The organism is Pseudomonas sp. MDT1-16 (genome assembly GCF_054898115.1).
This window is the reverse complement of record NZ_CM142717.1, coordinates 1,679,372-1,705,001: the sequence shown is the minus strand read 5'-3', so window position 1 is coordinate 1,705,001 and position 25,630 is coordinate 1,679,372. Positions and strand designations below refer to the sequence as shown.

At 56.3% G+C, this 25,630-nt stretch carries 25 protein-coding genes and 3 pseudogenes; 15 read left to right on the top strand and 13 right to left on the bottom strand.

All coding sequences use genetic code 11. From position 1 onward, the window contains the following. The first annotated feature begins 33 nt into the window (after positions 1-33). Positions 34-1,284, top strand: a complete 1,251-nt coding sequence (locus ACYZT3_RS07660; RefSeq protein WP_150657174.1) for a ribonucleotide-diphosphate reductase subunit beta — start codon at positions 34-36, stop codon at positions 1,282-1,284. A gap of 64 nt (positions 1,285-1,348) precedes the next feature. On the opposite strand, the gene ACYZT3_RS07655 is transcribed toward ACYZT3_RS07660, so the two are convergent. Then, entirely contained in the window at positions 1,349-3,163 is a 1,815-nt protein-coding gene (locus tag ACYZT3_RS07655; protein ID WP_462031813.1) for a deaminase, read from the bottom strand. Positions 3,164-3,369: 206 nt separating this feature from the next. Between ACYZT3_RS07655 and ACYZT3_RS07650 the strand changes: the two are divergent. Beyond that, positions 3,370-3,507 (top strand): annotated as a pseudogene (locus tag ACYZT3_RS07650) (BRO-N domain-containing protein); the annotation flags it as partial. 119 nt (positions 3,508-3,626) lie between these two features. After that, positions 3,627-4,340, top strand: a complete 714-nt coding sequence (locus ACYZT3_RS07645) for an HNH endonuclease (RefSeq protein WP_282375553.1) — start codon at positions 3,627-3,629, stop codon at positions 4,338-4,340. 243 nt (positions 4,341-4,583) lie between these two features. On the opposite strand, the gene ACYZT3_RS07640 is transcribed toward ACYZT3_RS07645, so the two are convergent. Then, entirely contained in the window at positions 4,584-5,507 is a 924-nt protein-coding gene (locus tag ACYZT3_RS07640; RefSeq protein ID WP_282375550.1) for a LysR family transcriptional regulator, read from the bottom strand. Between the two features lie 104 nt (positions 5,508-5,611). Between ACYZT3_RS07640 and ACYZT3_RS07635 the strand changes: the two genes are divergently transcribed. From ACYZT3_RS07635 to ACYZT3_RS07620, 4 genes are all read left to right on the top strand, one after another. Then, on the top strand, positions 5,612-6,703 hold the full coding sequence (locus tag ACYZT3_RS07635) for a TauD/TfdA family dioxygenase (RefSeq protein ID WP_462031812.1): 1,092 nt from the start codon (positions 5,612-5,614) through the stop codon (positions 6,701-6,703). 5 nt (positions 6,704-6,708) lie between these two features. After that, complete coding sequence (locus ACYZT3_RS07630) at positions 6,709-7,473, top strand: sulfite exporter TauE/SafE family protein (RefSeq protein WP_282375762.1); 765 nt, start codon at positions 6,709-6,711, stop codon at positions 7,471-7,473. Between the two features lie 9 nt (positions 7,474-7,482). Continuing rightward, the gene (locus ACYZT3_RS07625) at positions 7,483-7,962 is read left to right on the top strand and encodes a YbaK/prolyl-tRNA synthetase associated domain-containing protein (protein WP_282375546.1); all 480 of its coding nucleotides are present in this window, start codon (positions 7,483-7,485) and stop codon (positions 7,960-7,962) included. 163 nt (positions 7,963-8,125) lie between these two features. Then, positions 8,126-9,112: a hypothetical protein gene (locus ACYZT3_RS07620; RefSeq protein ID WP_462031811.1), complete on the top strand. Its 987-nt coding sequence runs from the start codon at positions 8,126-8,128 to the stop codon at positions 9,110-9,112. Positions 9,113-9,126: 14 nt separating this feature from the next. On the opposite strand, the gene ACYZT3_RS07615 is transcribed toward ACYZT3_RS07620, so the two are convergent. From ACYZT3_RS07615 to ACYZT3_RS07605, 3 genes are all read right to left on the bottom strand, one after another. Further along, complete coding sequence (locus tag ACYZT3_RS07615) at positions 9,127-9,831, bottom strand: DUF6933 domain-containing protein (protein WP_462031810.1); 705 nt, start codon at positions 9,829-9,831, stop codon at positions 9,127-9,129. 37 nt (positions 9,832-9,868) lie between these two features. After that, complete coding sequence (locus tag ACYZT3_RS07610; RefSeq protein ID WP_282375543.1) at positions 9,869-10,231, bottom strand: hypothetical protein; 363 nt, start codon at positions 10,229-10,231, stop codon at positions 9,869-9,871. Between the two features lie 89 nt (positions 10,232-10,320). After that, positions 10,321-11,136 (bottom strand): sulfite exporter TauE/SafE family protein, encoded by an 816-nt coding sequence (locus ACYZT3_RS07605; RefSeq protein ID WP_282375541.1) that lies wholly within the window; start codon positions 11,134-11,136, stop codon positions 10,321-10,323. A 111-nt stretch (positions 11,137-11,247) separates the two neighbouring features. Here ACYZT3_RS07605 and ACYZT3_RS07600 point away from each other — a divergent pair, with 111 nt between their 5' ends. Further along, on the top strand, positions 11,248-12,015 hold the full coding sequence (locus tag ACYZT3_RS07600; protein ID WP_282375540.1) for an AraC family transcriptional regulator: 768 nt from the start codon (positions 11,248-11,250) through the stop codon (positions 12,013-12,015). Between the two features lie 368 nt (positions 12,016-12,383). On the opposite strand, the gene bglX is transcribed toward ACYZT3_RS07600, so the two are convergent. After that, a complete protein-coding gene (gene bglX, locus ACYZT3_RS07595; protein ID WP_282375539.1) occupies positions 12,384-14,648 on the bottom strand; it encodes a beta-glucosidase BglX in 2,265 nt (754 codons plus the stop codon). 277 nt (positions 14,649-14,925) lie between these two features. Between bglX and ACYZT3_RS07590 the strand changes: the two genes are divergently transcribed. Both ACYZT3_RS07590 and ACYZT3_RS07585 read left to right on the top strand, forming a co-directional pair. Next, the gene (locus tag ACYZT3_RS07590) at positions 14,926-15,243 is read left to right on the top strand and encodes a helix-turn-helix domain-containing protein (RefSeq protein WP_282375537.1); all 318 of its coding nucleotides are present in this window, start codon (positions 14,926-14,928) and stop codon (positions 15,241-15,243) included. 11 nt (positions 15,244-15,254) lie between these two features. After that, on the top strand, positions 15,255-15,518 hold the full coding sequence (locus ACYZT3_RS07585; RefSeq protein ID WP_282375534.1) for a helix-turn-helix domain-containing protein: 264 nt from the start codon (positions 15,255-15,257) through the stop codon (positions 15,516-15,518). A gap of 110 nt (positions 15,519-15,628) precedes the next feature. Here the strand turns inward: ACYZT3_RS07585 and ACYZT3_RS07580 are convergent, their stop codons facing one another. Both ACYZT3_RS07580 and ACYZT3_RS07575 read right to left on the bottom strand, forming a co-directional pair. Next, positions 15,629-17,161, bottom strand: coding sequence for an amidase family protein (locus ACYZT3_RS07580; protein WP_462031809.1), 1,533 nt, complete (start codon positions 17,159-17,161; stop codon positions 15,629-15,631). 113 nt (positions 17,162-17,274) lie between these two features. Next, the gene (locus tag ACYZT3_RS07575) at positions 17,275-18,273 is read right to left on the bottom strand and encodes an MBL fold metallo-hydrolase (RefSeq protein WP_462031808.1); all 999 of its coding nucleotides are present in this window, start codon (positions 18,271-18,273) and stop codon (positions 17,275-17,277) included. Here ACYZT3_RS07575 and ACYZT3_RS07570 point away from each other — a divergent pair. Then, a complete protein-coding gene (locus ACYZT3_RS07570) occupies positions 18,269-18,835 on the top strand; it encodes a TetR/AcrR family transcriptional regulator (protein WP_462032347.1) in 567 nt (188 codons plus the stop codon). The genes ACYZT3_RS07575 and ACYZT3_RS07570 overlap by 5 nt on opposite strands. Positions 18,836-18,935: 100 nt before the next feature. Here the strand turns inward: ACYZT3_RS07570 and ACYZT3_RS07565 are convergent, their stop codons facing one another. Then, positions 18,936-19,877 (bottom strand): LysR family transcriptional regulator, encoded by a 942-nt coding sequence (locus ACYZT3_RS07565; RefSeq protein ID WP_462032346.1) that lies wholly within the window; start codon positions 19,875-19,877, stop codon positions 18,936-18,938. Between the two features lie 15 nt (positions 19,878-19,892). Here ACYZT3_RS07565 and ACYZT3_RS07560 point away from each other — a divergent pair, with 15 nt between their 5' ends. Both ACYZT3_RS07560 and ACYZT3_RS07555 read left to right on the top strand, forming a co-directional pair. Beyond that, the gene (locus ACYZT3_RS07560; protein WP_462031807.1) at positions 19,893-20,600 is read left to right on the top strand and encodes a CTP synthase C-terminal region-related (seleno)protein; all 708 of its coding nucleotides are present in this window, start codon (positions 19,893-19,895) and stop codon (positions 20,598-20,600) included. Next, positions 20,597-20,788, top strand: a pseudogene (locus ACYZT3_RS07555) (antibiotic biosynthesis monooxygenase family protein); the annotation flags it as partial. The gene ACYZT3_RS07560 and the pseudogene ACYZT3_RS07555, both read left to right, overlap by 4 nt. A 16-nt stretch (positions 20,789-20,804) precedes the next feature. Here ACYZT3_RS07555 and ACYZT3_RS07550 read toward each other — a convergent pair. After that, complete coding sequence (locus ACYZT3_RS07550; protein ID WP_282375523.1) at positions 20,805-21,131, bottom strand: DUF2025 family protein; 327 nt, start codon at positions 21,129-21,131, stop codon at positions 20,805-20,807. A gap of 233 nt (positions 21,132-21,364) precedes the next feature. Between ACYZT3_RS07550 and ACYZT3_RS07545 the strand changes: the two genes are divergently transcribed. Further along, on the top strand, positions 21,365-22,492 hold the full coding sequence (locus ACYZT3_RS07545) for a glycerophosphodiester phosphodiesterase (RefSeq protein ID WP_282375521.1): 1,128 nt from the start codon (positions 21,365-21,367) through the stop codon (positions 22,490-22,492). 95 nt (positions 22,493-22,587) lie between these two features. Then, positions 22,588-22,893 (top strand): PepSY domain-containing protein, encoded by a 306-nt coding sequence (locus ACYZT3_RS07540; RefSeq protein WP_462031806.1) that lies wholly within the window; start codon positions 22,588-22,590, stop codon positions 22,891-22,893. 95 nt (positions 22,894-22,988) lie between these two features. On the opposite strand, the gene ACYZT3_RS07535 is transcribed toward ACYZT3_RS07540, so the two are convergent. The 3 genes and pseudogenes from ACYZT3_RS07535 to ACYZT3_RS07525 form a co-directional block, all read right to left on the bottom strand. Further along, the gene (locus tag ACYZT3_RS07535; RefSeq protein WP_462031805.1) at positions 22,989-23,357 is read right to left on the bottom strand and encodes a hypothetical protein; all 369 of its coding nucleotides are present in this window, start codon (positions 23,355-23,357) and stop codon (positions 22,989-22,991) included. Positions 23,358-23,543: 186 nt separating this feature from the next. Next, a pseudogene (locus ACYZT3_RS07530) lies at positions 23,544-23,780 on the bottom strand (hypothetical protein); the annotation flags it as partial. A 3-nt stretch (positions 23,781-23,783) separates the two neighbouring features. Further along, complete coding sequence (locus ACYZT3_RS07525; RefSeq protein WP_282375515.1) at positions 23,784-25,409, bottom strand: methyl-accepting chemotaxis protein; 1,626 nt, start codon at positions 25,407-25,409, stop codon at positions 23,784-23,786. Positions 25,410-25,630: the final 221 nt, after the last annotated feature.

Here is a 25,630-nt window from a genome sequence, read left to right as displayed (position 1 = left end):
GGCATCTGGCCCTCACGCAGGAGACGACACGTCATGCTGAGCTGGGACGAATTCGACAAAGAAGACAGCGGCGAAACCGTGGTAAAAGGCGCCAACGCCGGCCACGCCACTGAAGCCAACATGGACCGCCTCGACACCGCTGGCGGTGTCGCTGCTCAAGAAGCCCGCGCTGTAACCGCGTCCGACTCCGCCGCCATCGCCCGTGCCAAAGCAGCCCTGGACAACCTCGACATCGCTGAAGGCCTCGCCGAACTCGAAGGCGCCTCCGCCCGTGTGGCTGTCGACGAAAAGCGCATGATCAACTGCCGCGCCGACCTCAACCAGCTCGTCCCGTTCAAGTACGACTGGGCCTGGCAGAAGTACCTGGACGGTTGCGCAAACCACTGGATGCCGCAAGAAGTCAACATGACCGCCGACATCGCCCTCTGGAAAGACCCGGAAGGCCTGACCGACGACGAGCGCCGCATCGTCATGCGCAACCTCGGCTTCTTCTCCACCGCCGACTCCCTGGTTGCCAACAACCTGGTGCTGGCCGTGTACCGCCTGATCACCAACCCGGAATGCCGCCAGTACATCCTGCGCCAGGCGTTCGAAGAGGCGATCCACACCCACGCCTACCAGTACTGCATCGAATCGTTGGCCATGGATGAAGGCGAGATCTTCAACATGTACCACGAGATCCCATCGGTCGCGAAAAAAGCCACCTGGGGCCTGAAATACACCCGTTCGATCTCCGATCCGAAGTTCGAAACCGGCACCGTCGATACCGACAAAGAACTGCTGCGCAACCTGATCGCCTACTACTGCGTTCTGGAAGGCATCTTCTTCTACTGCGGCTTCACCCAGATCCTCTCCATGGGCCGCCGCAACAAAATGACCGGCGTCGCCGAGCAGTTCCAATACATCCTGCGCGACGAATCCATGCACCTGAACTTCGGCATCGACGTGATCAACCAGATCAAAATCGAAAACCCACACTTGTGGGATGCTGAAATGAAGGAAGAAGCGAGCCAGATGATTCTGCAGGGCACTCAGCTGGAGATTGAATACGCTCGTGACACCATGCCTCGCGGCGTGTTGGGCATGAACGCGGCGATGATGGAGGACTACCTGAAGTTCATCGCTAACCGTCGTCTGTCGCAGATTGGTTTGAAGGAAGAGTATCCAGGGACGACTAACCCGTTCCCTTGGATGAGCGAGATCATGGACTTGAAGAAAGAGAAGAATTTCTTTGAGACGCGGGTTATTGAGTATCAGACTGGTGGGGCGTTGAGCTGGGATTGATTTAACAGACAACGTTATAAAAAGGCTGCCTAGGGCAGCCTTTTTTACAGCAAGCTCTAGATTACTAAGCCGACCCTTTTACCAACAATCGAAGTGCATCCACCTCCGCTTGCAAAACCTTATTAGCTTCAACAAGGGCTTCATTATCTTTCTTTAAAAACGCCTTCGAAGGCTTTTTTGGATTATGAAAGTTAGGAATATGAAAAACCAACTCCATCTCGTCCTTATATGGCATCAACGGCTGATACAACTGATAAAACGCACGACCTACCGCACCGCGAAAAAGCTCCAAGTCCGGCTTGTTTATTCCGGCAGACAATATATGTTGCGTTGCTATCCCTGGGTAAGGGTCGATATACACAATTTTTTTCAACCCCAACTGATAAGCTTTTTTAGCACAAAGTTCACATGGGCTGGCAGTAGTAAAGAGCACCCCTCCCAATAATTTCTGACCTCCATGCTTAGCAATCTGCATAAATGCATTCTCTTCAGCATGAAGCGCCCTTGTATGAACTTGATTTTTCTCACCTTCTATTTCATTCTGAATACTTTTAAAACAAAATGAAAAATTTCTATTCGACTCTTTGTTTGTCGCTATTAAGTTTGAGTATTTTTCATTTAACGCTTTTCTAAAACTGGGATTTTTTAATTCATACTCACTATAGTCCGACTCATTCCGCCCCTCGATTAAATCCTCTGCACTTCTTAATAAACACGGGATTTGACCTTGAGGTGTACTATTCCAGCCCACAGACTTCACACTATACGTGTCATCCGTTACTACTGCCCCTACCTGTCGAGATATGCAACCAGAATTTTGCTTAGCGGTATAAGCAATTTGCATGCAGTTCTCAATCGACGTTGGCATCACAAGCCCAGGATGCATCATCAGCGTTACATACCAAGCCAACTGGCTGACTAGATCATTATGCGTATATTCACTATCCTTAGAGTTGTGAATATGTATATCAGATACTTCAATACACTCTTGAATATTTTGAGCGATGAATTTTTTTGAACCAGATATCTTTTCAGGATACTCCTTATCATCTAGCACTTTAATTTCATCATCAGACAGCTTTCTATATTCCCGAAGGCTACGCAACCTTTCTTCATTAGATGTATTAATAGAAACAAGATAAAAATTAGCGTACCGCCTTTTCAGAAAAAACGCCTCATACGGATTTCTTATCGCATCAACCACAATCCTACATGGCATTTTCTCTACGCGAGCTTTTTTATGGGCCAGCTTAATTAAGAAGTTCAGATGCTTTGGAAAGTTAAATAACTGATCTGGATCAAATGATGAGTCATTAGCTTTTCCTGAGGCTCTTACATTATCTCCGGCGCGCTGATAAAACTGAGTAAACTTAGCTCTGCCTAGCGAGCCCATAACCAGTTTAGTTAATGCAGGCAAATCAAAAAAATAAAGTTCGAACCACGCATCAATCTCATGACTTTCTAGATTACTTCTTTTACCTCCAAGATCCTTATTTTTTTCACGCACTTTATCAAAAAACGAGAAAACCTCTAAAGCAAGCTCTCCATCTAGTGGCTGAGCGAATGTATCGCTAGAAAAATACGTCAAAAAATCATCACTTGAAAGCATCATCAAATGATAAGTAATTATGCTACTGGCTTCTATCTTATAAAATGGCGCCCAATTACTACCATCTATATACTTCTTAATAACTTGATGTTTTTTAAACTCATTACGTGTAAGCCCTTCATAACCTTCACTAGGCACATCCAGACTACCACCACACAATTTTTGAGCAGCCGTAGAGCAACCAGAACCAGTGCGACCGGTCAACCCAATAATTAAAAAATCCTTTGCATCTTCGTAAACACTACTAATCGCTAAAGAAGTATCCTGCACTTTAATCTCTCCCTGAATAACATGCATATTATAAAAAAGCCCAGCAATAACTCACTCAAGCAGCTTACTGTTATAAAACCAACCTGAGTTACATCGGCGATTTTTCGATGTCCACCCCTGCAAACCCCTCGAAACCAGAGTATGGCAAATGGCCGTCACTGCATAGATTGTATTTCCATTGCCCCTGTCTCTAATTACGAGTTTTGCAGAAAGAATGCTGGATTCGGCTGCGGGACATGCCTTATCTGTTGCTCAATCGCACGCGGCGGCGGGTGCCGGTGGTTAGGTCTTGGTGGCGGAAGCTGGTGGAGGTGTTTCAGTCGTCGAAGCATTCGGTGAGTTAGAGCGACGATGTGTTTGTAGGATCGCTTGAGCGATGCGTCGGTCTTTTCTGTAGGAATTTTCGTAGACAGGTGTAATGGCCACTCAGTATCGTCCGAGGGTTTTCAACCTCGGCGATTGTATGAGCGTAAAGAAGAAAGACAGCGACTGGAGCATTTCTGAGATTAAGGCGGCGGTGGATGCCTATCTGAAGATGCTCGCCCTAGAGCTAAGTGGCCAGAAATTCGTTAAGACTGAGGAAAATCTTGCTCTGCGCGAAAACGCCTTACCAACCCGCACCAAGGGATCTGTCGAATTCCGGATGCAGAACATCTCCACTGTTCTGATGAAGATGGATCGGCAATTCATCAAGGGATACAAGCCTGCCAAAAACGTTGGTTCGAATGTTGAGCAATCAATTCGAGCAGCGCTTACTGAAAGAGGCGTTCAGCTTGGCGACCCAACCGCTCCGACAGCCGATGAAGAAACGCTAGAACGCCGCGCGGCTGCGCTTCAGAAGCAAAAGATAAAGGAACCGCCAAAGGGCATTCTGAAACCGAAGCGAGTGCCAAGCTCAAGCACGGTATATGTTCGTGATCCAGAAGTGAGAGCCTGGGTTCGAAATGACGCCGAAGGCCATTGTGAAGGTTGTGGCGAGCCCGCTCCGTTTCAAAAACTTGGTTTGCCTTTTCTTGAGGTTCACCACGTAAAGCCACTCGCCGAAAAAGGTTCGGATCGCATCTCCAATGCTGTGGCGCTATGCCCAAACTGTCATCGGAGCTGCCACCACTCCGACGAAAAAACCGAGTTCACAGCGCTACTTTATAAGCGAGTCACGCGGCTAGTTCCCGAGTAACCAGACTGAAGGCTGTGCGTGCGAGGGAGCTGCTCCCGTTCGGCTGCGGAGCAGTCGCTAAGCGAATACTAATCGAAAGTCAGTTGAGGACTTCCCCTCAACCATAGAATCTCCCACAGGTTTGGTGTGTTGCCGCCGATTTTGCGGTGTATTGAAAACAGTCAGTGCAACCCGCCCCGCCTCCCGCTATTAATACTCTTGCCCATTCAAGGACCCGATTGTGCTCCTTCAAAAATTCGCGGTTTAAGGTCCATGCTTGCGCTCAAGGCTGTGACCAAACCCGCGAATCACCTCCAGCAGTGCCTTCACCCGCAGCGGCAAGTTCCCGGCCGGGTACACCGCGTGCATCTGCGGGCTGTCACCGTTGCTGGAGGTGAGCCGGTACTCGGGGCAGACCCGGCGCAGGCGCCCCGCTTGCACTTCGGGCTCCGCCAGCCAGTCCGCCAGGCGGGCGATGCCGATGCCCGCCAGGGCGGCCTGGAACACCGCCACGCCCGAGCTGAAACGAAACCCTGGATGGACCCGAACGCTGATGGCCTGCTGCTCACTGCGGAAATTCCATTCCTTGAGGATGCGCGGTGCCGTGTGCAGGATCAGCGAGTGGGCCTCCAGCGCTTCAATGGCCTCAGGCGTCCCGCGCCGCTGCAGGTAGCCGGGGCTGGCGTACAGATGGCGCGAGTAACTCCAGAGTGGATAGCCGATCAGGTCACTGGATTGCGCAAACGCGCCGCGAATCGAGAAGTCCAGCTTGCTCTTGACCGGGTCGAGGGTCTCATCGGTGAAGATCACGTCGACGTTCACGTCTGGATAACCCTCGGCGTACTGCGCGATCAATTGCGGCAAAACGCCGTGAGCAAGGGACTCGGGGGCGGAAAAACGCACCCATCCGCTCGCCATGCCGCTGAGACCGGCCAGGTCTTCATCCGCCTCACGTTGCAATTCCAGCATTTTGCAGGCGTGGGGCAGCAAGCGTTCACCCGCCTCCGTCAAGCTTACGGCGCTGGAGGATCGATTAAACAACTTGACCCCGGCACTTTCCTCCAGGCCTTGAACGGCGCGGGTCAACGCACTGGGGGAGCGCCCCAGCGTGCGTGCCGCCGCGACGAAGCTGCGCTTGCGCGCTACGGTCGCGAAGGCTTCAAGCGCCCATAACTTATCCAGAGCCATTAATCACCTTATTGCATGTATCGCAACGTGGCATTGCAACACAAAAAAGGCCCTTCCGTTAACCTTCGCGCTCAATTTACAGGGATGTAGGCAAACCGGAGTAAATGGACGTGGCAAAGCTGGAAGAAATAATCGGGACATCAACGCCCACCGAGGGTGAACATATTCGTGACTGGCAGCGCAGTAAATCAGCGAGTTCACCCCGACAGGCGATACCGCAGATTCATGTCTCGTTCGAAGAGCAGCACGCGCTTCACGCCGGCCTGGCCTCCCTGGCCGTGACCGACAGCGCCTCGGGTATCCGTCGCATGCCGGCCTTGGGGCAGCTGCTTGAGAGCATCCTGTGCGGTGAAAAAATCGATCGCTTGCGCAACTTCCCCAAGGCCCCCGAGAAGGCAATGATCGTCAGGGGGTTGCCCCTGGACTCGCACCTGCCCGCCACCCCCTACGACATGGCGCCGGGTATCGAGCAACTGCCGGTAGTGGCCGGCGGCATCCTGGCGGTGCTGCAGACCCTGCAAACCCATCCGGTGGCCTACGAGGGTGAAAACGACGACACGGTGTTCCGCCATGTGTCGCCCAAGCACCAGCGTGAAGCCGAAAAAAGCTCTTATGGGTCGCGCATGGACCTGTGCATGCACGTCGACAACCCGCACCTGCCCTTGACCTGCGAACCTGTCTCAGCGTTGTCGGCCTGTCCGGAGTACCTGTGCCTGACCGGTCTGCGCTGCGAGCCGGATGTGCCGACCCGCATCGTTGCCATTAGCGAGGTGCTGGCCAGTTTGCCCGCCTGGGTTGAAACAGCCTTGTCACAACCGCAGTTCGCCATTCACCGACCGGTGTCCTTCGGCAAGCCAGGCCATGTGCTGGAACACGTGCCCCTGCTGTACAAAAGCGCAAACGGCGAGCTGTTTTGCCGTTACAACAAGGCCAGTGTCACAGCCACCAGCGCCATCGCGAAGTTGGCCCTGCAGCTGTTTGAAGCCGCCGCCAATCACCCCGATGTCGCGCGCCCCATCCTGCTGCAACCGGGGGACATGCTGATCTTCAAGAACCAGCAAACCCTGCATGCCAGGGAAGGTTTTACCCCGCGCTACGACGGGCGCGACCGCTGGCTGCTGCGCGTTTTCGGGGTTAACGACCCGGCCCGCGTGCTGGCGCTGAACCCCCAACAACCCTTCATCGCAAGAGCCTGATGTTCATGGTCGATATTGTCATTCTTTGTGTGTTCGCCTTCGCCGCCGGCCTGATCGATGCGGCGGTGGGCGGCGGCGGCCTGATCCAGATACCCGCGTTGTTCAACGTGCTACCCGCCGCACCACCGGCAGCGCTGCTGGGGACCAACAAGGTCGCGGCCGCGTTCGGCACCGCTTTCGCGGCCCGGTCCTTCGTGCGCAAGGTGGTGATCGACTGGGGCTTGGTGATTCCAGCTGCCTGCGCCGCCTTTGTCATGGCCTTCTTCGGCGCGGCCACGGTATCGTTCGTGCCCCAGTCAGTCATGCGCCCGGCGGTGCTGGTATTGATCGTGCTGATGGCGATGTACACCTTCTGGAAAAAGGACTTCGGCGCCCTGCACGCCCCCACGTACATCGGTATCCGGCAGAAGTGGCTGGCGGTCGTCATCGGCGGCGCCATCGGTTTCTACGACGGGCTGTTCGGCCCAGGCACCGGTTCCTTCCTGATCTTCCTGTTTATCCGCTGCTTCGCCTTCGACTTCCTGCACGCCTCGGCGTCGGCCAAGCTGGTGAACATCGCGACCAACGTGGCGGCGCTGATATTCTTCATCCCGACAGGTAACGTGCTGTACCTGATCGCCCTCCCCATGGCGGCCTTCAACATCCTGGGCGCGCTGACCGGCACCTGGCTGGCGGTGCGTAAAGGCGTGCCCTTTGTCCGGGCGCTGTTTCTGGTGTTGCTGGTGATCCTGATCAGCAAACTGTCCTACGACCTGTTGCTGAAAACCTGAGGAAAGCCCATGCAGCCCATGTTTGATCGCCTGGTGGCGCTACTCGATGCCCACGCCGCCTCCTATCGGGTGTTGATGCACGATGCCGAGGGCCAGTCGGCGCGGGTCGCCGAACTCCGTGGCACCGAACCCGGCCAAGGCGCGAAAGCCATGCTCTGCGCGCTAAAGGGTCAGGCCGAACCCTATGCCCTGGTGATACTGCCAGGGGACCAGAGGCTCGACATGAAGAAAGTCGGAGCGGCCCTGGGAGGAAAAAAAGCCGAGCTGGTGAGCGCGCAAACTGCCATGCAACTGACCGGGTGCAGGATCGGCGCCATCCCTCCGTTTACCTTCGATGCGCGGATTCAATTGATCGTCGACCCGTCCCTGACCACGGGCTACGGCGAAATCGCCTTCAACGCCGGTCGGCTGGATGCATCAATGGTGCTCGATACGCAGGATTACCTGTCGATTGCCAAGCCCCGGTTGGTGGATATCCGCCAGGGTTGAGCACCGGTGGGCAGGATTGGATTGCGCTGATGGGTGTAGGTGCGAGCTTGCTCCGGGCGGTGTTGCGACGAAAGCCTGAGAACGCCGCGAGGTGTCAGGTTTTATGCGTTATCGTTAGCAACCATCGCGAGCAAGCTCGCGCCTGCAAGGACCCGAGCCCGCCATGAAATTCGACCTCGCCTACTGCCTCAGCCTCGACGACAAGCTGTCGATCTATGACGTGCGCGATTTGAATTTCGACGAGACGATGGAGTTCGATTCCGCCAAGGAGCACTTCCAGTGCCCCAACGATGCCTGCCGTTTGGCGTTTGATGCGGCGAATGTGTTGACGACGTTCAACGCCAAGAATGTGAATTACGTTCGTACACCGCACTTCAAGAACACGCCCAGCACCCGCCATGTTGCGGATTGTCCTTATGTCAGTATCAAGGCGTCGGCGTCGGGTGTAGACGATGCGGAAACGGATGACAGTCGCGAGGAGCACTTCCCATCGGAGTTGTTGCTGACTCGGCGTGAGTATGTGCGTAAGCCATCAAACCCGGCAGTGGCGACGGATGTCATGCGGGACGACCCAGGATCAACGTCAGCGGCCAGTGATGTCGAACACCCGAGCCGTGAATCGGCGCCAGACAAGACCAGTGTCTTCGCCCACCCGGTGGAGTGTTTTGTGTCGAACTTCGAGGACATGGAGCTGCTCAAGCGCATGCCGCTGAAGATTGGCGAGCACACGGCGTCCTACAGTTCTTTCTTCAAGAAAATCGAGTTTCTGCTGGACAACAAAGGACTGATTTACTGGGGCAAGATCAAAAAAATCGAGGATTACCACAGCGCTAGTTTTCGCATCGATTTCGAACAGAAGGTCTGGTTCAAGCAACCGGACGAGGCGAAGAAGAAGCCTTACTCGGTCAACGTTTACCTGAGCAAAAAGCTGATCGACAACTACCGCAAGCGCAAAGCATTTCTGGAGGAGATCAAACACGCTATCGAGAGCGAAAAAGAGTTGTTTTGCTTTTTCTATGGCGTGACGCCGGAGTTGAAGCAGGTGCCGAGCAAGAAAAACCCCGAGCAGACGTTCGGGGTGTTCAGTGCGAATATTGAGAACCTGGATCACTTTATTGTTCGGGAAGCGCCAGGGTTAGAGAGTAAGTAGTCTGTTCCACAGCTTTACTGCAACGGCTCATGCGCTTGCTGAAGCTGCCTTACGACCTCCCGAATCTCTCGTTTCGCTGCCTTGTGCCGCTCACCGGCTGCTTGAATGCCAAGCTCATCAAGCCCGCCGTAACGGCTTAACCAGTGAACGATCATTTCCTCATCCGGGTAGAAGTAATTCTTGTGTTCTTTACCGCCTCTCGGGTAGTTGTTCATGTCGGCATCGAAGCGGCCTGCCGAGAACTCGTCAGGGGGTAAAGAACCTCGTTCGGCAGCACATCCCTCAAACACCCAGGCGATGTCATTGATGTGTTTCTGCGCACCGCGATGTCCGCGTTTGTAAAACACGTACTCGCGACAACTCTCTTGGAATCGCTCCGCTATCAGTTGGTCGTTGAACCAACGAAGTATGTCGTGTTGCACCGCATGCTGAATCACGCCGTTTATCCAACGCTCGGAAAAACGTTGAAGGAAACCTTCGATGTCCGCTTTTTTCGCGTCCGCAAAAATCATGCAATAACGAGTTTTTACGTGAATGACGTACAACACATGCTTGCGTTGAACAGTGACGGCGTGAACCAGCCACTGTTCGGTTGACTCATCAGACACGTCATCTTCAATGACGGACGATGGCGGTTTGTGCACCGGGCTGATTTTTTTACCCTTGTGCACGCGGCTGAAGAAGTGACTTGCCGCTTCGGTGCAATTGAAGATCCACATCTATCGTTCTCTTAAAAAGGGCCGGTGATAACCGTTTTCAGTCCTCTCGCACGATCTCTTCGACCCATTCAAGCTTATAGGGTTGACGAACAACGTCAGCGACCTCTTCTAACATTGCTTCGCTAAGAACCGACAGCTCCGCATCGGTCAGCAAGTCGTGCTTGACCATCCATCGCAAAGCTATGGGTGCACTGGAACGACTGTAGGGGTCGAAAGTCTGGACGATGTCCTTGTCCCGATCACGCATCAGGCGATAAATCATTCCATACCTGGCATGAGCCGAGAGCGCGTCATGCTGGGCAATTGTCTTGGCATCAGCCAGCACACCCTGGCAGAAACGATCGAGCGCAAGTTTGTGCAGTTCTTTGAATTTCTTCCAGTCACTTTCGATGATGGACATGACATCCTCCCGCGAAGAATTGTGGTCAGTGCAAAGACTCATTCTTGCGAAAAAACTTACCAATACCAACCCTGAAATAAAGGGGTGATTTAGTTAGCCCACATACTCAGCATCACAAGCATCAGCAAACCGATATACACCCACGCATGGGTTCGATCCGGTATCCGCCCAATCCACGGCGTGGCCAGCCGAATCCCCACCAGCGATCCCACCGTCAAAACCGCAAACGCCAGTACATCCACATAACCGATAAACCACGGTCCCAAATCAAACTCGGTGAACCCAGCCATCGCCACGTAAGTCACCGTCCCAGCCAGCGCCACGGGCAAACTTAGCGGATTGGCCATGGACGTCGCCTGGGACATGCTCAACCCACAACGCCGCAACAACGGCACGGTCATGACGCTGCCGCCTACGCCGAGAAAGGTAGCGATGGCGCCGATTCCTACACCGCCGCCAGACACTTCTGCCTTTCCCAATCGCCGTGGGATTGCGGTGTCGGACGCTGTAAGAAAGCCGCGTCGTAACAGGCAATCCGCGATGGTCACGCCCAGGTACGCGATGAAGGCATAGCGAATCACCTCGCCACTCACCCACATCGCCGAAACGGCGCCGACGATCGCGCCCAGGCCGATGAACCCGCCCAACGGCCACAGGTAATGGCGAATGAGGTTTCCGGCGCGACGGTGTTTGCCGGTGGCGATCGTTGCGTTGACGATCATGACGCAGGTCGAGGTTGCCACAGCAATGTGCATTGCCGATTGGCCGACGGGGTCGTCTGTACCGTGGTTGGCCAGGAGCATGCGGTACAGCAATGGCACGACGACGAAGCCGCCGCCGAAGCCGAACAGCACCGCGGTGATGCCGGTCATGCAGCCGAAGAGTGCCAGCAGGAGATAGAGCATTGCGTGTCGTCCATTGGTTGAGGGCGGTCGACGATAGAACGATGCGCCTTGGTCTGCTTCAGCAAGTCAGCCAATAATGTTTTCGTTTACGCCAACCGTTGAGGCTGTTCGATGCGCAATGTTTCGATTGATCTGCTGGACCACACGCCTCGGCCGGTGGTGGCCATCGGTACGGATTATTCCCACGGGCATTCGTTGCCTCGTCATACACATCGGCGGGCGCAATTGTTATACGGCGCCACCGGGGTGATGCAGGTCAGCACGCATGACGGCAACTGGGTGGTACCGCCGCAGCGGGCGGTGTGGATTCCGCCGGGGGTGGCGCATGAGGTGCTGATGCTGGGGGTGAGCACGCGCAGTGTGTATATCGAACCGGCGGTGGTGGATCTGGGGGATCGCTGCCAGGTGATCAGCGTTTCGCCGTTGATGCGGCATTTGCTGATGGAGGCGGTGGAAATCCCGCTGGAGTATGACGAGCGCGGGCGCGATGGTACGTTGATCGGCTTGCTGCTGCATGAGCTTGGGCGCAGCACTCACCTGCCGTTGCACATTCCGCTGCCCGTCGATGCGCGGCTGCTCGCGTTGTGCCGGGGCTTTGTGCAGCGGCCCGACGCTCATCAGTCGCCCCAGCAATGGGCCGATCAGTTGCACATAAGCCTGCGTACTTTCAATCGCCTGTTCCGCCAACAGACGGGCCTGAGTTTCAGCCAATGGCGGCAGCGAGCCTGCGTGGTGCTGGCTCTGGCGCGGCTGGTGGTGGGCGAACCGGTGACGCGGATTGCCCTGGATTTTGGCTATGACAGCCCGGCGGCGTTCTCAACGATGTTCCGCCGCGTACTGGGGCAGGCACCGTCCGTTTGGTTGGAGGGGGCGAAATAGAGAGGGCACTTCCGCTAGTGCCAGTAGTTAAGCGTTCGGCTGTAGCAGCTGTCGAGCCCTAGCGAGGCTGCGTTCGATTGCGGAGCAGTCGTAAAATCAGAGATTGCGATACATCAGACAGACCGTATTAGCCGGATTCACGACTGCTTCGCAGCCGAACGCAGCCTCGCTGGGGCTCGACAGCTGCTACAGGGAATGCGTCGCAGCTGAAATGGCTTAACTTATCGGCATTAGGGCATGCCGCGTTGGTCAGGCACAGCGCATGCATCGGATTTGCGACTGCTTCGCAGCCGAGCGGGAGCAAGCTCCCTCGCAACAGGTACGATGTTTGTCTCAAAACTTCATAAGCATCAGCCACTGCCTCGGCCTTACAGCAACTCAAAACTCTGCGCCTTCACATCCTGAGAATCCAGGCCGATCTGCACCTGGAACTCGCCCGGCTCGGCGGCGTATTCCAACTGAGCATTGAAGAACTTCAAGTCGTTCTCATCAATGCTGAAGTGGACCGCTTTCTCTTCTCCGGCCTTGAGCATGATTTTTTTAAAGTTCTTCAGTTCTTTGACCGGACGGCTGAGGGAGCCAACGACATCGCGGATATACAGCTGAACCACTGTTTCGCCGTCGCGCTGGCCGATATTCTTCACCATGACGCTGGCGACGAGCTTGTCGGTCTTGTTCAGTGTGGTCGAAGACAGGGCCATGTCGGTCAGGCTGAAATCGGTATAACTCAGCCCATAGCCGAAGGGATAAAGCGGACCATGGGATTGATCGAAATATTGAGACGTGTAGTTGCGAGGCCCACCCGGCAGGTAGGGGCGGCCGGTGTTCAAATGGCTGTAGTAATTGGGGATCTGCCCCACGGAGCGTGGAAAGGTAATGGGTAACTTGCCGGAGGGGTTGTAGTCACCGAACAAGACATCGGCAACGGCGTTGCCTCCCTCAGAGCCGCTGTACCAGGTTTCCAGAATCGCATCGGCCTGCTCCTGCTCCTTGCCGATGGAAAGTGGCCGACCGTTCATCAATACCAGTACCAGCGGCTTGCCGGTGGCTTTCAGGGCGGTGATCAATTCACTCTGGCGTCCTGGCAGATCGAGGCTGGTTCGACTGGCCGCTTCATGAGACATACTGCGGGGCTCACCCACTACTGCAATCACAACATCGGCTTGATGTGCAGACTTCACCGCTTCGTCAATCATTTCTGCTGCCGGACGAGCGTCGTTCTCGATTTCGGACGCGCCCAGGTATTTAATAACCTCTTGATCCTCCGTGAGATTGACGCCTCGGGCATAGATCAGCGAGCCCTTATCCATAGCGCTTTTCAGCCCGTCGTAGATCGTCACCGATTGCGAGGGCACGCCGCTTGCGGACCAACTGCCCATGATGTCGACGGTACTTTTTGCCAACGGGCCTATGAGCGCGATCACACCCTCTTTTTTTAGCGGCAAGAGCTCGTTTTCATTCTTCAGCAGCACCAATGTCTTGCGTGCCACCTCACGGGCCGGCGCTCTGTGCAGACGGTTTTCGGCATTGTTATCAGCGGGGTCTTCACTGGCAACGCCGATGCGCCGGTAAGGGTCTTCGAACAGCCCCATGTCATATTTGGCCCCCAGGACTTCCCGCACTGCGTTATCGATATTGCTCTGGGAAACAGCACCAGACTCAAGCAGCCCGGGTAGCTCCGGACCATAGGAGAAGTCGTTCATGCTCATATCAACACCGGCCCTGATCGCGAGCATGGCCGCTTCGCGGTGATTCTTCGCAACACCATGCTGAACCAGATCGTTTATCCCATTGTGGTCGCTGATGACCAGCCCCTTGAAGCCCCATGCTTTGCGAAGCAGGTCTTGCATCAACCATGCATTGGAAGCGGCTGGCACGCCATTTATAGAGTTAAGCGCCACCATCATTGCTCCCGCGCCACCCTCAATCGCCGAACGATAAGGTGGCAGGTAGTCCTGGTGCATTCTGGCCAGGCCCATGTCGACGCTGTTGTAGTCGCGTCCACCCTCGACAGCACCATACAACGCGAAGTGTTTGGCGCTGGCCATGATGCTGTCGGGTGCACTTAGGCTTTTGCCCTGGTAGGCCTGAACCATCACTTTGGCAATGCGCGAAACCAGATAGGTGTCTTCACCGAAGCCTTCGGATGTACGCCCCCAGCGAGGATCACGGGCGATATCTATCATCGGTGCAAAGGTCAAATCGATACCGTCCGCACTGGCTTCTTTCGCCGCCGTTCGACCGCTTAACTCAATGGCGTCCATATCCCAGCTGGAGGCCAGCGCCAGGCCAATGGGAAAAATGGTGCGATGGCCGTGTATCACGTCCCAGCCGAAAAACATCGGTATTTTCAGGCGGCTTTGTTGAGCCGCGTCCTGCATGGGTCGGTTTACGTAACGGCTCACAGAGCCGTACGTCCCCCCGATTCGCCCGGCGGTGATCTCTTGGCGCATCCTTTCGGGAGTCATCTTTTCATCAATAGCGATCAGCCGCAGTTGGCCGATCTTTTCCTCCTGGGTCATCTGATTTATCAGGTGGGTGACAAAGGCATCTTTGTTTGACGATTCCATATCGGCCAGGACCGGCAGACTTGTAAAACCGATCAGGGCACACAGCAGACGTAATCTTTTCATGATTGCCTTCCCTGTGACGCATACCACCTGCTTGCCTTTGAAACGCCACCTTTCCTTGCGTTGAAAATCAGAAAGCTGACGTTCAAACATTGCTGCTGACGGGGGCTGAAAGCCACTGAGCTTTCAGGATCCCGCATAGCAATAGCGTAGTCGCTCCGACGCTCCTGCCTGAGAGAAAAAATATAACCGATCAAAAAATGAGTTTGATCCGGGCGCAAAACAACTGTACAAAAACACAGTATATTTTGAATCAGCACTCTCGAGCCCGGAGAACACCATGGCCTCTCTTGCGATGAAAATCACCCTGGAACGTATCGCCCTTTTCCAATTCACCCCCGCGCATTGCGCTCAGGCCCGAGCGATGCTGGGTTGGAGTGTGGAGGAGCTCTCAGAGGAATCCGGTGTCTCCGTGGACGCCATTCAGCGATTTGAGGCAGAACGCGATGTACTGGATGTCACCCGACTGGCGTTGGCGTATCGGTTTGAATCGGAGGGCCTGGTGTTCTTCCCGGGATTTGCGCCGGGGAGAGGGATGAATGTGAAAGGGTCGACGCCTGATCCGGTGGGTCGGGCGGACTACGCGATGGTCGAGTGAGGTGTCAGCAGATGAATGGGATCGATGAATGCGACAGGCGCCGTAATCCGCCTTCAGGTGATGCCGATGCGGGGGAGATGAGGGCTAAAGTCGAATACCTGATGAAGATCGGTATGCTCCTCGACACCGGTCAGTTGGGTAAGGCTGCAGCGGCGCAAAGGCTTGGGCTGTCAGCGGGGGAACTGGATGAAATACTCGGTGGAAACGCTCGTGGTCTGACCGTGGCGAAGATCGCGGGCCGCTCGATGGCGAGCGGCCCGACGGCAGAGGATTAAGCGTTCTGAAGGCATAACTTGATTACGCCTTTAGAAGGGTGAGATGACTTTCCCTGCTCGAGCGCGCTGCCAGACCCGTAACGCCAACATCACCAGCCTGGCCTCAGACCTTACTGCTCTTTAAAAGCCGGATTCTGGCGTTCTAACGAAGCTTGTTCATAGCTGTAAGCCAACGCCAGCAGTTGGGGCTCACTCCAACGCGCACCGAAAAAGAACACGGAGGTCGGCAGCTCATCGCTGTTCATGCCCGACGGGACGGTAATGCCAGGGTAGCCTGCCACCGCCGCACTGAATTGCGAGTAGCCATCGGCATCGGCGAACAATGCATCCAGATTATGCTCAGCCAATTGCTCATCAATGGCAGCCTTGAAGCTGGCATTGAGGGTGCCGAACAGTTCGGTTGCCTGTGCGTGGGTCATGTCCAGTTCGTTGATGTTTTTAAGCATTTGCTGCCCGTAGCCTTCAGCGCCCGGATTAAGTTCGTTGAAGTCGATCAACTGTTGAAGCGTCTGGATCGGCAACCCTGAGCGGCTGGCCAGGTACTCGGGCAGTTCATGTTTCATGCCCGCCATGAGGGTGTTGAAGTAGCCATCGATATCCGGCAGTTGGACTTTCAACGGCACCAGGGTAGCGCCTTGTTCTTCCAGTGTGGCCAATGCCATCAGGAATTCAAACCCTGGTCTAAGCACGCTGCCGTTCGTGCCTACGTACTCGGTTGGGTAACCGATTCTCTTGCCTTTCAATGCATCCGTGGCGAGCAGCGTGGTGTAGTCGACTCCCATCGGAGCATCGCTGGTTGCGGCATCCATGGCATCAACGCCCTGCAGAGCATTGAACATCAGTGCGGCGTCACGAACGGTGCGAGTGAGGGTGCCAGGCGTGTCCTGCAGACGCGTGATTGGAACGATACCCGATCGGCTGAACAGTCCCAACGTTGGCTTGACGCCAATTACACCGTTAGCCGAAGCCGGGCAAGTGATCGAACCGTTGGTTTCAGTGCCGATGGCCAACGGTGCGAAGCCAGCGGCTACACCTGCAGCAGAACCGGAACTGGAACCACAGATTTCACCGCTAAGCACGTGGGGATTTTTACCTTGGCCGCCTCGACCACTCCAGCCGTGGGGCAAGCCCAGTTCTCGGGTGTAAGCCCATTCGCTCATGTTGGTTTTGCCGAGAATGATGGCGCCCGCTTCACGCAGCTGTTTGACGACAAACGCATCGTTTGCCGCAGGCTGACCGACCATGGCCAATGAGCCCGCGCTCGTTTGCATCGGGTCCGCAGTGTCGATGTTGTCCTTAAGCAGAACTGGAATGCCGTGCAGCGGACCACGAACGTTGCCGTCCTGACGTTCCTGGTCTAAAGCGGTGGCAATGTCGATGGCATGAGGGTTGAGCTCAATAATCGCGTTGATCATCGGCCCTTGCTTATCCAACGTGTCGATGCGCGCCTGCAAATATTCCACCAGTGTTACGGAGGTGAGTTCGTTGCGCTCCATCCGTTCAGCGAGCTCGCTGACGCTCGCATATTCGAGCGTCTGAGTGGCTGATGCCGTTGCCTTGCTGTCAGCAAATGCAGACCCGGTGGCCGATAGCAGAATGATCTGCGCCAGTACCGTCATGCGGCTTTTTAAAACGTCCTTCATTTGCAGCTTCCTTGTTATGGCTAATCACGAGTGAGTCATTTCACTCGCTGCATAGCCTACCGAAGCCGTGGGAAACGGCTGTCATCCACAAGGAACCAGCAATGTAGGAAACTTCATCCAGATTTGTAGCCACTACAAGCTATACGCCCTTCTTCCTTTGTGGTGATCGACACAGTGCGCTCCCAGGCCAATGCGAGGATCCGGTCGAAGGGCTCGAACCATGCGTGCATCGACAAATCGAAGGTACCGTTGTGAATTGGCAGCAACCAGCGACCTTTGAGGTCAATGTGCGCCTGCAGGGTTTGCTCCGGCTGCATATGAACATGCGGCCACTCGACGTTGTAGGCACCGGTTTCCATGAGCGTCAGGTCGAATGGGCCGTACTGTTCACCGATGCGTTTAAAGCCGTCGAAGTAGCCGCTGTCGCCGCTGAAGAAGATCCGCGTGTCGCCGTCGATCATCACCCACGAGGCCCACAATGTGCTGTTGCTATCGAACAGACCGCGACCGGAAAAGTGTTGCGATGGCGTGGCGATGAACTGGATGCCGTCAACTTCTGTGCCCTGCCACCAATCCAGCTGGCGCACTTTGCTGGCGTCGACGCCCCACTTGATCAGGGTGTCGCCCACGCCCAGCGGCGTCAGAAAGCACTTGGCCTTGTCCGCCAGTTTGAGCACGGTTTGATAATCAAGGTGGTCGTAGTGGTCGTGAGACAGGATCCCCGCTTCGATCGACGGCAACTCTTCGAGGCTGATCGGCGGCTGGTGGAAGCGCTTGGGACCGGCCCATTGCACGGGTGAGGCGCGTTCGGCGAAGACCGGGTCGGTGATCCAGAGTTTGTCCCGCATTTTCAGCAGTACGGTGGAATGCCCGAGTCGGTAAACGCTGTGGTTAGGTGCGGCGATCAACGCTGCCTGAGTCAGGGTTTGCACCGGGACGGGTGCGGTTGGGCGGGTGTTACGCGGTTTGTGGAAGATCATGCTCCACAGGATGCGCAGGGTTTTGCGAAAGCCTTCGCGCTTTACCTGCGCATGGTTTCGAAAGAGCCCTTCTACGTGACGGGAAGCTTCAGGCGTAGAGCGCCTCACCGACCGAAAACGCGAAGCCATCATTCAAGCCGCGATTACCAAATTCCGTGCCAACGGTTTCGACATCACCAGCATGGACAAGATCGCTGCCACCGCCGGCGTGTCGAAGCGCACGGTGTACAACCATTTCCCCAGCAAGGAAGAGTTGTTCGACGAAATCCTCAATCATTTGTGGGCGCGGGTGACGGCAGAACATGAAACGCCCTACCACCCTGGCCTGCCGCTGCGCGACCAGATGCGCCGGATGCTAATGGCGAAAATGCAGATGCTGGGCGATGACAATTTTCTCGACCTGGCGCGAGTGGCCATCGCCGCTACGATCCATTCCCCCGAGCGCGCGCAAAATATGGTCGCCCGAATGGGCGAACGTGAAGAAGGCCTGGCCGTGTGGATCTGCTCCGCCCAGGCTGATGGTCGCTTGAAACCGGTCGCCCCCGAATTCGCCGCTCAACAGATTCAGGGAATGCTCAAATCCTTTGCGTTCTGGCCACAGATTTCCATGGGTTTGCCCGGCCTGTCAGACGAGATGCAGACCACTGTTGTGGCGTCGGCGCTGGACATGTTCCTGGCCTGCTATCAGCTCTGAATCGGGCTGCAATAAATGACAAGGTCTGCCGATCGAAAGCCTGACCTCGGAAATGCATCAGCACTTTGTGGGCAAGGATCAGCCGAAGGCCTGACACCCATCAAGGCAATTTCAACGCCCGCCCCAACTCATCAAACAACGTCACCACCGAACGCAAGGCGCGGCAGTCAGGGCGGGTCAGCAACCAGAGCGCCGTGTCGTAACCGTGTAGCGGCTCGCTCAACGGTTGCAGCCCGTCACCGATGAGGAAGTCCGGCAACGCCGCGACACCGAGCCCGGCCCGCACCAGCGCAGTCACCGACAACATGCTGTTGCAGCGATAACCCGGCGTGACGCCGGGCAACTGCTGACGGCGCCACGCGACCGTGGGGTGATCGGGCAGGAAGTCGTCCGGGGCGATCCAGGTCAGCGAGGCCAGGTCTTCGCAATTGACCGATTTCAGGTATGCCGCGCTGGCACAGACTCGATACGACACCTGGGCCAATCGCCGGCCAACCAAATGCTCGGGCGGTGTGCGGGTCAGGCGCAAGGCGATATCCGCATCCCGGCGGCTGAGGTTGGCGAAGTCGTTGGAGGTACTCAACTCGATAGTCAGCGCCGGGTAGGACGGCATGAACCGCGCCAACGCCGGCAACAGCAAACCTTGCAGGACCGAATCGGTGCAGGTCAGGCGCACGGTGCCGCTGATGACTTCACCGCCCTGCTCCACGCCAATGCGCGCCGCCTCCAGTGCCTGTTCGGCCCGCTCAGCCTGCTCGGCCAGGGTCTGCGCCAAGGTGGTGGGCAAGTAACCGGCGCGGCTCTTTTCGAACAACTGCTGGCCCAGCGCGGCTTCCAGTCGGCGCACGGCGCGAAACACCGTCGAGACGTCGACTTTCAACAGCGTCGACGCCCGCGCCAGAGAGCCGCCGCGCACCAGCGCGAGGATCAGGGACAGGTCGGGATAATCCAGTCGATAGTGCATCGGTGCATTGATCAATTGGGATAACGCCAATATTGAGTGCGTGAACGCCAATCTATAGTGGGTGCCAGGAATCAACAAGCGTGGAGCGCACACATGGAAACCCGCCCAATCCGCATCGCCCTGATCGGCGATCACGACCCGCACGTCACCGCTCACCAAGCCATTCCCGTCGCCCTCGGCATGGCTGCTGAACACGCAGGCCGAGACGTGCAGTTCCAGTGGCTGGCCACCGATAGCATCAGCGCCGATGCGTCGTTGGCTGACTTCGACGGTTTCTGGTGCGTGCCCGCCAGCCCTTACCGCGATATGGACGGTGCATTACGGGCGATTCGTTTTGCCCGCGAACAGCAGCGACCCTTCCTGGGTACCTGTGGCGGGTTTCAACACGCCATACTCGAATACGCCCGACATGTTCTAGGCTGGGACGATGCCGAACATGGCGAGACATCGCCCGATGCGGCGCGAGCGCTGCTCACGCCACTGACCTGTTCGCTGGTGGAAGCGGTCGAGAGCATTCATCTGGTTGAAGGCTCGTTGATCGCCGAGGCGTACGAAAGCGCTGAGGTTGTCGAAGGGTATCGCTGCCGCTACGGCGTTAACCCTGAGTTCGAACGTGAGTTGTTGACCCAACAGCTGTGCGCCGTCGGACACGATTCTTCGGGCGACTTGCGGGCAGTGGAATTACGCGGGCACCCGTTCTTCGTCGCGACGCTGTTCCAACCTGAACGCGCAGCGCTCAAAGGCAAGCTGCCGCCGCTGGTCCGTGCGTTGATCGCAGCCTGCACAAGGCAGAAATCATGATCGCCAAGACGCCGCCAGCGCCTTACTACGCAGTGATTTTTACCGCCCTGCGCACCGACGGTGATCACGGTTACGAGCAGGCCGCCAGGCGCATGGTCGAACTGGCCCGTGAGCAACCCGGTTTCCTGGGTGTGGAATCGGCTCGGGGTGAAGATGGACTCGGGATTACGGTGTCCTACTGGGCCAGCACAGTCACCGCAAAACTCAGCTCTGCACCAGACTGCGAACCGCGGAAATCTCCGGCACTTCCCGCCGATTCATGTACACCCGCAACGGTTCGGTGATGTTGATCCGGTCATCGATGTTCTGATCCAGCAACAACTGAATCAACTCACGTTTGAGCGTCATGGCCTGCCCGGAACCCGAGGTCCAGACGAATTCACTGGTGGGAATAATGCCGTCATCCGCCACGTCCATACCGAACGAGTCTTCGCTGAAACGAACGATGTACTGGCCAGTCTTGCGATTGAGGCCGACGAAGCCTTTGAGTTGGTCGGCGGCCTGGCAGATGAGCTCGGAAGTGATGCGCATGATAAACCTCACAAAAGGTCGTAATGGACCGGTGATCGATGGTTTACACGCAGGGCAAGCGAATGGATTTCCCTCTGCCGGGGAAATTGCCGGGGCCAAGAGTACTGCAAAGAACCGCACAAAAGTGCGGAAAAAATCAGCTTTAAACACGTTTATGTCGGTCTGGCGATAGCGCAAGCGGCGCTCAGTTGTTAAAAGATACGTCTTTGTAAATCTGCGAAAGGACCTCGACCATGCCTGTTACCTTCACCAAGAGCGCCCTGTTGCTGAGTCTGATGCTGGGCCTCGGCCAGGCACAGGCCGCCAGCGAGCCAAGCTCCACTGCACTGGCAACCCGCACGGGCATCCCGCACCCGGCAGTGATCGCCCACCGTGGTGCGTCTTTCGATGCACCGGAATCCACCGCAGCAGCCTACAAACTGGCCCGCGATCTGGGTGTCGACTACCTGGAGATGGACGTGCAACGCAGCAAGGATGGCGTGCTTTTCGCCCTGCACGACGACAACCTGCAACGCACCACCGACGTCGCCAGCAAATTCCCTGAGCGCAAGGACCGCCCGGCCAACGAGTTCACTATCGCCGAGCTGAAAACCCTGGATGCTGGCAGCTGGTTCAACTCCGCCTACCCGGATCGCGCGCGTCCTTCCTACGCCGGTCTGAAAATCCTGACCCTCGATGAAATCATCGACATCGCCCAAGGCAACCCGCTGCACAAGCCGGGCCTGTACATCGAAACCAAAGAGCCGAAGCAATTTCCCGGCATTGAGCGCGACCTCAAGGATAAATTGCAAGATCGCGGCTGGCTGAGCCCGGCCGGTTCGAAACTGGCGAAGAGCAATCTGGCGGTTGGCCAGGGCAAAGGCAAAGTTGTGCTGCAAACTTTCGAGAAGAGCAGCCTCGAACTGCTCGAGAAGGAAATGCCGAAAGTGCCGAAAATCCTCCTGCTGTGGGTCGGCGAAGGCAGCATCGAACCGAAATCCAAGGTGACGTTTGCTGAATCCGGTGACAAAGACAAAGCCACTTATTACGCCAAACAACAACCGAAAGACAAAGCCGAATTCCAGCAATGGGTCGAGTACGCCAAAGCCCAGGGCGCGATCGGCACCGGCCCTTCTGCCGCGCTGACCAAGGGTGGCGATCAGAGCTACTCGGACCTGGTGCAACCCTGGATGAACCAGTACACCCACGATCAGGGCTTGCTGGTGCACGTCTACACCATCGACGATGCCGTGGATTACCAGAAAGTCATGGACGCCGGCGTCGACGGCATCTTCACCAACCGCGCCAGCGAACTGCTCAAGTTCTACAAACGCCCGGCGGCTGCCAGTGTTGCGCAATTGCTGCAAAACAACGGTTATTGAACACTGCGAGAAGCGCCCAAAGGAATTAAGGGTGAATTAAGTTGCGCAAGCTAACCTGATCCCACTTAAACAGATCACCCCAAGGAAAGAACTTCATGAAAACCCTGACTGCCCTCTTCACTGCCGCTGCCCTGACCCTCACCGCTGGTCTGGCCCAGGCCGATGTTCGCGTCGACCAGATCCCTGAGCTGGTCAAGAGCGGCAAAATCAAGCCTTTGGAAGAAATGAACCAGGCCGCGCTGCAGTTGCACCCGGGTGCGACCATCACCGACACGGACTTGGACAACCACTTCAATAACTATGAGTACGAAGTGGAACTGAAAACCGCTGACGGCAAAGAATTTGACGTGGACTTCGATGCCACCACCGGCAAAGTCCTGAGCGACAAACAAGACACCTGATGCACACATAAAAAGCCGCACGATTTTCGGATCGTGCGGTTTTTTTGCATGTCCGATTCAGACAATCAAGTACTTTGACGCAGCGACCACAGCCTCTACGCCTTGATCTCGTTAGCGTGACTCACGGACGATTGGCTGTTAAACATCTCGACCTTGGCATGGGAAGCACTTGAGGTGGAGATCGTTTCATCCAGATGTTTAATCACGTAGTAAAACGCCCCCGTTCCAGTCACCTGTGCCAGTTTTTCTTTGTCCAAAGAAAAATGTACTGGAAAGTGATCACCTTCTCGATAGATGTGAGTGCCCACCACAATGTCACCCATCAACACAGTGATTTCCTCGCCAACTTTAAAGTGTTCTCGTTCTGGAATGATTACTTTCGGGCTCAGTGGGTTTGCCAGGTCAACGTATAAAACGACTACCTGACCACCGACAACTGTCATAGGGCTCAAAGACTCGGCCATCGCAACGCTCCTTGTGGAAGTACTGGCGCATGTTCGGTTCGAAAATGCGTGCCAGTGGTTATCTAGCGCTGCGAGAAAAAACCTGTCTACTGTCAGAAATAACAGGTGGCGGCTAAATCAGGCGCTTCAACCAAGCGTATTCGATCAACGGTCACCTGAGCGTTCAAGCGCCGTCAATATCATTGCTTAGGCGGACGTGCTGACCCGCGCGCAGGACGTACTTGAACCAGAATCCTGCAACGCCTGCAACAACGCCGCCGTCGCGATCTGCGACTGCGGCGCCGCGACGTCTGCCGCTTTTGCATCGCTGCTTTCCTGCTTGGCCTGGGCCGCTTGCAGTTGCTGCTGTTGTTCCTGCAGTTGCTTTTGCAATTCGGCGATCTGCTTGCGCCGCTCTTTCACCGTATCGGATTCCGTGCTGCTGCGTTACGCGCTTAAACGCGCCGTCACTTCATTCAACTGCCCCGACAACCCGTGCAAGTTGTGGCTGGCCGCTTCGGTGCGCTGCACGTTGTCCAGGTTGGTGCTGGCGATGCTGGTGATTTCGGTGAGGTTGCGCGAGATGTCTTCGGCCACCGAGGTCTGCTCTTCGGCGGCGGTGGCGATCTGGCGGTTCATGTCGCGGATGGCTTCCACCGCATGGGTGATGCGCTCCAGCATGGCGCCGGCCTGGGTCACTTGCTCGACACTTTCTTCACTGCGCGACTGACCGCTTTCAATCGCCTGGGCCGCATCCACCGCTCCGGTTTGCACGGTTTGAATGATCTGGTTGATTTCGATGATCGACGCCGCCGTGCGCTGGGCCAGGCTGCGGACTTCATCGGCCACCACAGCGAAACCGCGCCCTGCTTCACCGGCACGGGCCGCTTCGATGGCTGCGTTGAGCGCCAGCAGATTGGTCTGCTCGGCGATGCCGCGAATCACTTCCAGTACCTTGCCGATGCGCCCGCTGTCGGTTTCCAGACGACGGATGACCATGGCGGTGTTGGCGATTTCGCCACGCATTTGGGTGATGGTGTGAATGGTGCCCTGCATGACTTTTTCGCCCTGCTGAGCGGACTGGTCGGCATCGTCGGCTGCACGCGCGGCATCGGCGGCGTGACGCGCGACTTCTTGCGCGGTGGCGGACATTTCGTTCATCGCCGTGGCCACCTGATCGGTTCTGTTGAACTGCTCGTTGGTGCCGCTGGCCATCAGGGTGGCGATGGAATTCAGTTCACCGCTGGCGTTGTCCAGATCCGAGGCACTGCGCTGCAAACGGCTGAAGGTTTCGGCGAGGAAATCGCGCAGGGTGTTGGCCGCTACCGCCAACTTGCCCAACTCATCCTGTCGGCTGCTGGCCACGCGTTCGGCAAACTTGCCCTGGCTGAGTTGCGCCACGTACTCGATCAGTTTGCGAATCGGTTCCACCAGGTTGCGGTTGACCAGCCACAGGCTCAACAGGCCGATCAGCAGACCCGAGGCGAGCATCACAATGATCCCCAGCAACACGGTGCGATCGGCATCGGCGCTGATCAGCTTCGATTGCTCGGCACCCTGCTTGCGCAATTCGCTGACCAACTCGCTCATCTGATCGCTGGTCGCGCGGTCCATACCTTTGACCGCCGTGTCGCCAGCCGTTGGGTCGGCACCTGCCGCCACATAGGCGTCACGACCTTTTTGATAAGCCGTACCCAACAGGCGATGTTCGTCCCGCAGGCGTTCGATGCGAGTCTTGAGTTGCGGCTCAATACCCTTCTGCCCGGCCAGCTCGCCGAGGATGCCCTGCACATCGCGTTGACGGTCCTCGAATTGTTTCCAGTATTTGTCCAGGTCCGCAGGCTGCTTACCGCGTAGCAGAACGTTTTTCCACTCCTGAACCTGAACCTTGAATTGCAGGTTGGCTTCATCGATCAATTGCGAGGTGTGCAGCGGGCCTTCGATCAGATTCGCGTAGTTCTGAACACCGCTGGACAGAAAGTGAAAGCAGGCCAGGGCGATCAGCAACATGGCCAACAGGCTGCCGCTCAACAAGGCAAGGATTTGTGCTCTCAGGGATTTTTGCAAAAACATCGAGTGCTCTCATGACAGGGATAAGGCACGCCCGTCAGGCGTGCAAGGTGTCCGGACATCCCTGTCAGCGACGCTGGCCCAAGACCGCACCGCGAAATTCAACATCAACATCATCGGCGTGCCAGCGCCTTTCTTTAGCGCTTCCGACCACCGGTAGAGTGAATTTTCAGCGCCACGAGACTGTCACAAAACGGTCAAAAATCCTTGCAATGATGCGGTTC

Excerpts from the sequence above, each read along its gene's own strand:
- ACYZT3_RS07545 (WP_282375521.1), top strand. The coding sequence starts at position 21,365 with ATGCCTGTTACCTTCACCAAGAGCGCCCTGTTGCTGAGTCTGATGCTG.
- ACYZT3_RS07550 (WP_282375523.1), bottom strand. The coding sequence starts at position 21,131 with ATGCGCATCACTTCCGAGCTCATCTGCCAGGCCGCCGACCAACTCAAA.
- ACYZT3_RS07525 (WP_282375515.1), bottom strand. The coding sequence starts at position 25,409 with ATGTTTTTGCAAAAATCCCTGAGAGCACAAATCCTTGCCTTGTTGAGC.
- ACYZT3_RS07645 (WP_282375553.1), top strand. The coding sequence starts at position 3,627 with ATGAGCGTAAAGAAGAAAGACAGCGACTGGAGCATTTCTGAGATTAAG.
- ACYZT3_RS07610 (WP_282375543.1), bottom strand. The coding sequence starts at position 10,231 with ATGTCCATCATCGAAAGTGACTGGAAGAAATTCAAAGAACTGCACAAA.
- ACYZT3_RS07590 (WP_282375537.1), top strand. The coding sequence starts at position 14,926 with ATGGCCTCTCTTGCGATGAAAATCACCCTGGAACGTATCGCCCTTTTC.
- ACYZT3_RS07660 (WP_150657174.1), top strand. The coding sequence starts at position 34 with ATGCTGAGCTGGGACGAATTCGACAAAGAAGACAGCGGCGAAACCGTG.
- bglX (WP_282375539.1), bottom strand. The coding sequence starts at position 14,648 with ATGAAAAGATTACGTCTGCTGTGTGCCCTGATCGGTTTTACAAGTCTG.
- ACYZT3_RS07625 (WP_282375546.1), top strand. The coding sequence starts at position 7,483 with ATGCAGCCCATGTTTGATCGCCTGGTGGCGCTACTCGATGCCCACGCC.
- ACYZT3_RS07640 (WP_282375550.1), bottom strand. The coding sequence starts at position 5,507 with ATGGCTCTGGATAAGTTATGGGCGCTTGAAGCCTTCGCGACCGTAGCG.
- ACYZT3_RS07535 (WP_462031805.1), bottom strand. The coding sequence starts at position 23,357 with ATGGCCGAGTCTTTGAGCCCTATGACAGTTGTCGGTGGTCAGGTAGTC.
- ACYZT3_RS07585 (WP_282375534.1), top strand. The coding sequence starts at position 15,255 with ATGAATGGGATCGATGAATGCGACAGGCGCCGTAATCCGCCTTCAGGT.
- ACYZT3_RS07600 (WP_282375540.1), top strand. The coding sequence starts at position 11,248 with ATGCGCAATGTTTCGATTGATCTGCTGGACCACACGCCTCGGCCGGTG.
- ACYZT3_RS07540 (WP_462031806.1), top strand. The coding sequence starts at position 22,588 with ATGAAAACCCTGACTGCCCTCTTCACTGCCGCTGCCCTGACCCTCACC.
- ACYZT3_RS07630 (WP_282375762.1), top strand. The coding sequence starts at position 6,709 with ATGGTCGATATTGTCATTCTTTGTGTGTTCGCCTTCGCCGCCGGCCTG.
- ACYZT3_RS07635 (WP_462031812.1), top strand. The coding sequence starts at position 5,612 with ATGGACGTGGCAAAGCTGGAAGAAATAATCGGGACATCAACGCCCACC.
- ACYZT3_RS07575 (WP_462031808.1), bottom strand. The coding sequence starts at position 18,273 with ATGATGGCTTCGCGTTTTCGGTCGGTGAGGCGCTCTACGCCTGAAGCT.
- ACYZT3_RS07615 (WP_462031810.1), bottom strand. The coding sequence starts at position 9,831 with ATGTGGATCTTCAATTGCACCGAAGCGGCAAGTCACTTCTTCAGCCGC.
- ACYZT3_RS07560 (WP_462031807.1), top strand. The coding sequence starts at position 19,893 with ATGGAAACCCGCCCAATCCGCATCGCCCTGATCGGCGATCACGACCCG.
- ACYZT3_RS07620 (WP_462031811.1), top strand. The coding sequence starts at position 8,126 with ATGAAATTCGACCTCGCCTACTGCCTCAGCCTCGACGACAAGCTGTCG.
- ACYZT3_RS07580 (WP_462031809.1), bottom strand. The coding sequence starts at position 17,161 with ATGAAGGACGTTTTAAAAAGCCGCATGACGGTACTGGCGCAGATCATT.
- ACYZT3_RS07605 (WP_282375541.1), bottom strand. The coding sequence starts at position 11,136 with ATGCTCTATCTCCTGCTGGCACTCTTCGGCTGCATGACCGGCATCACC.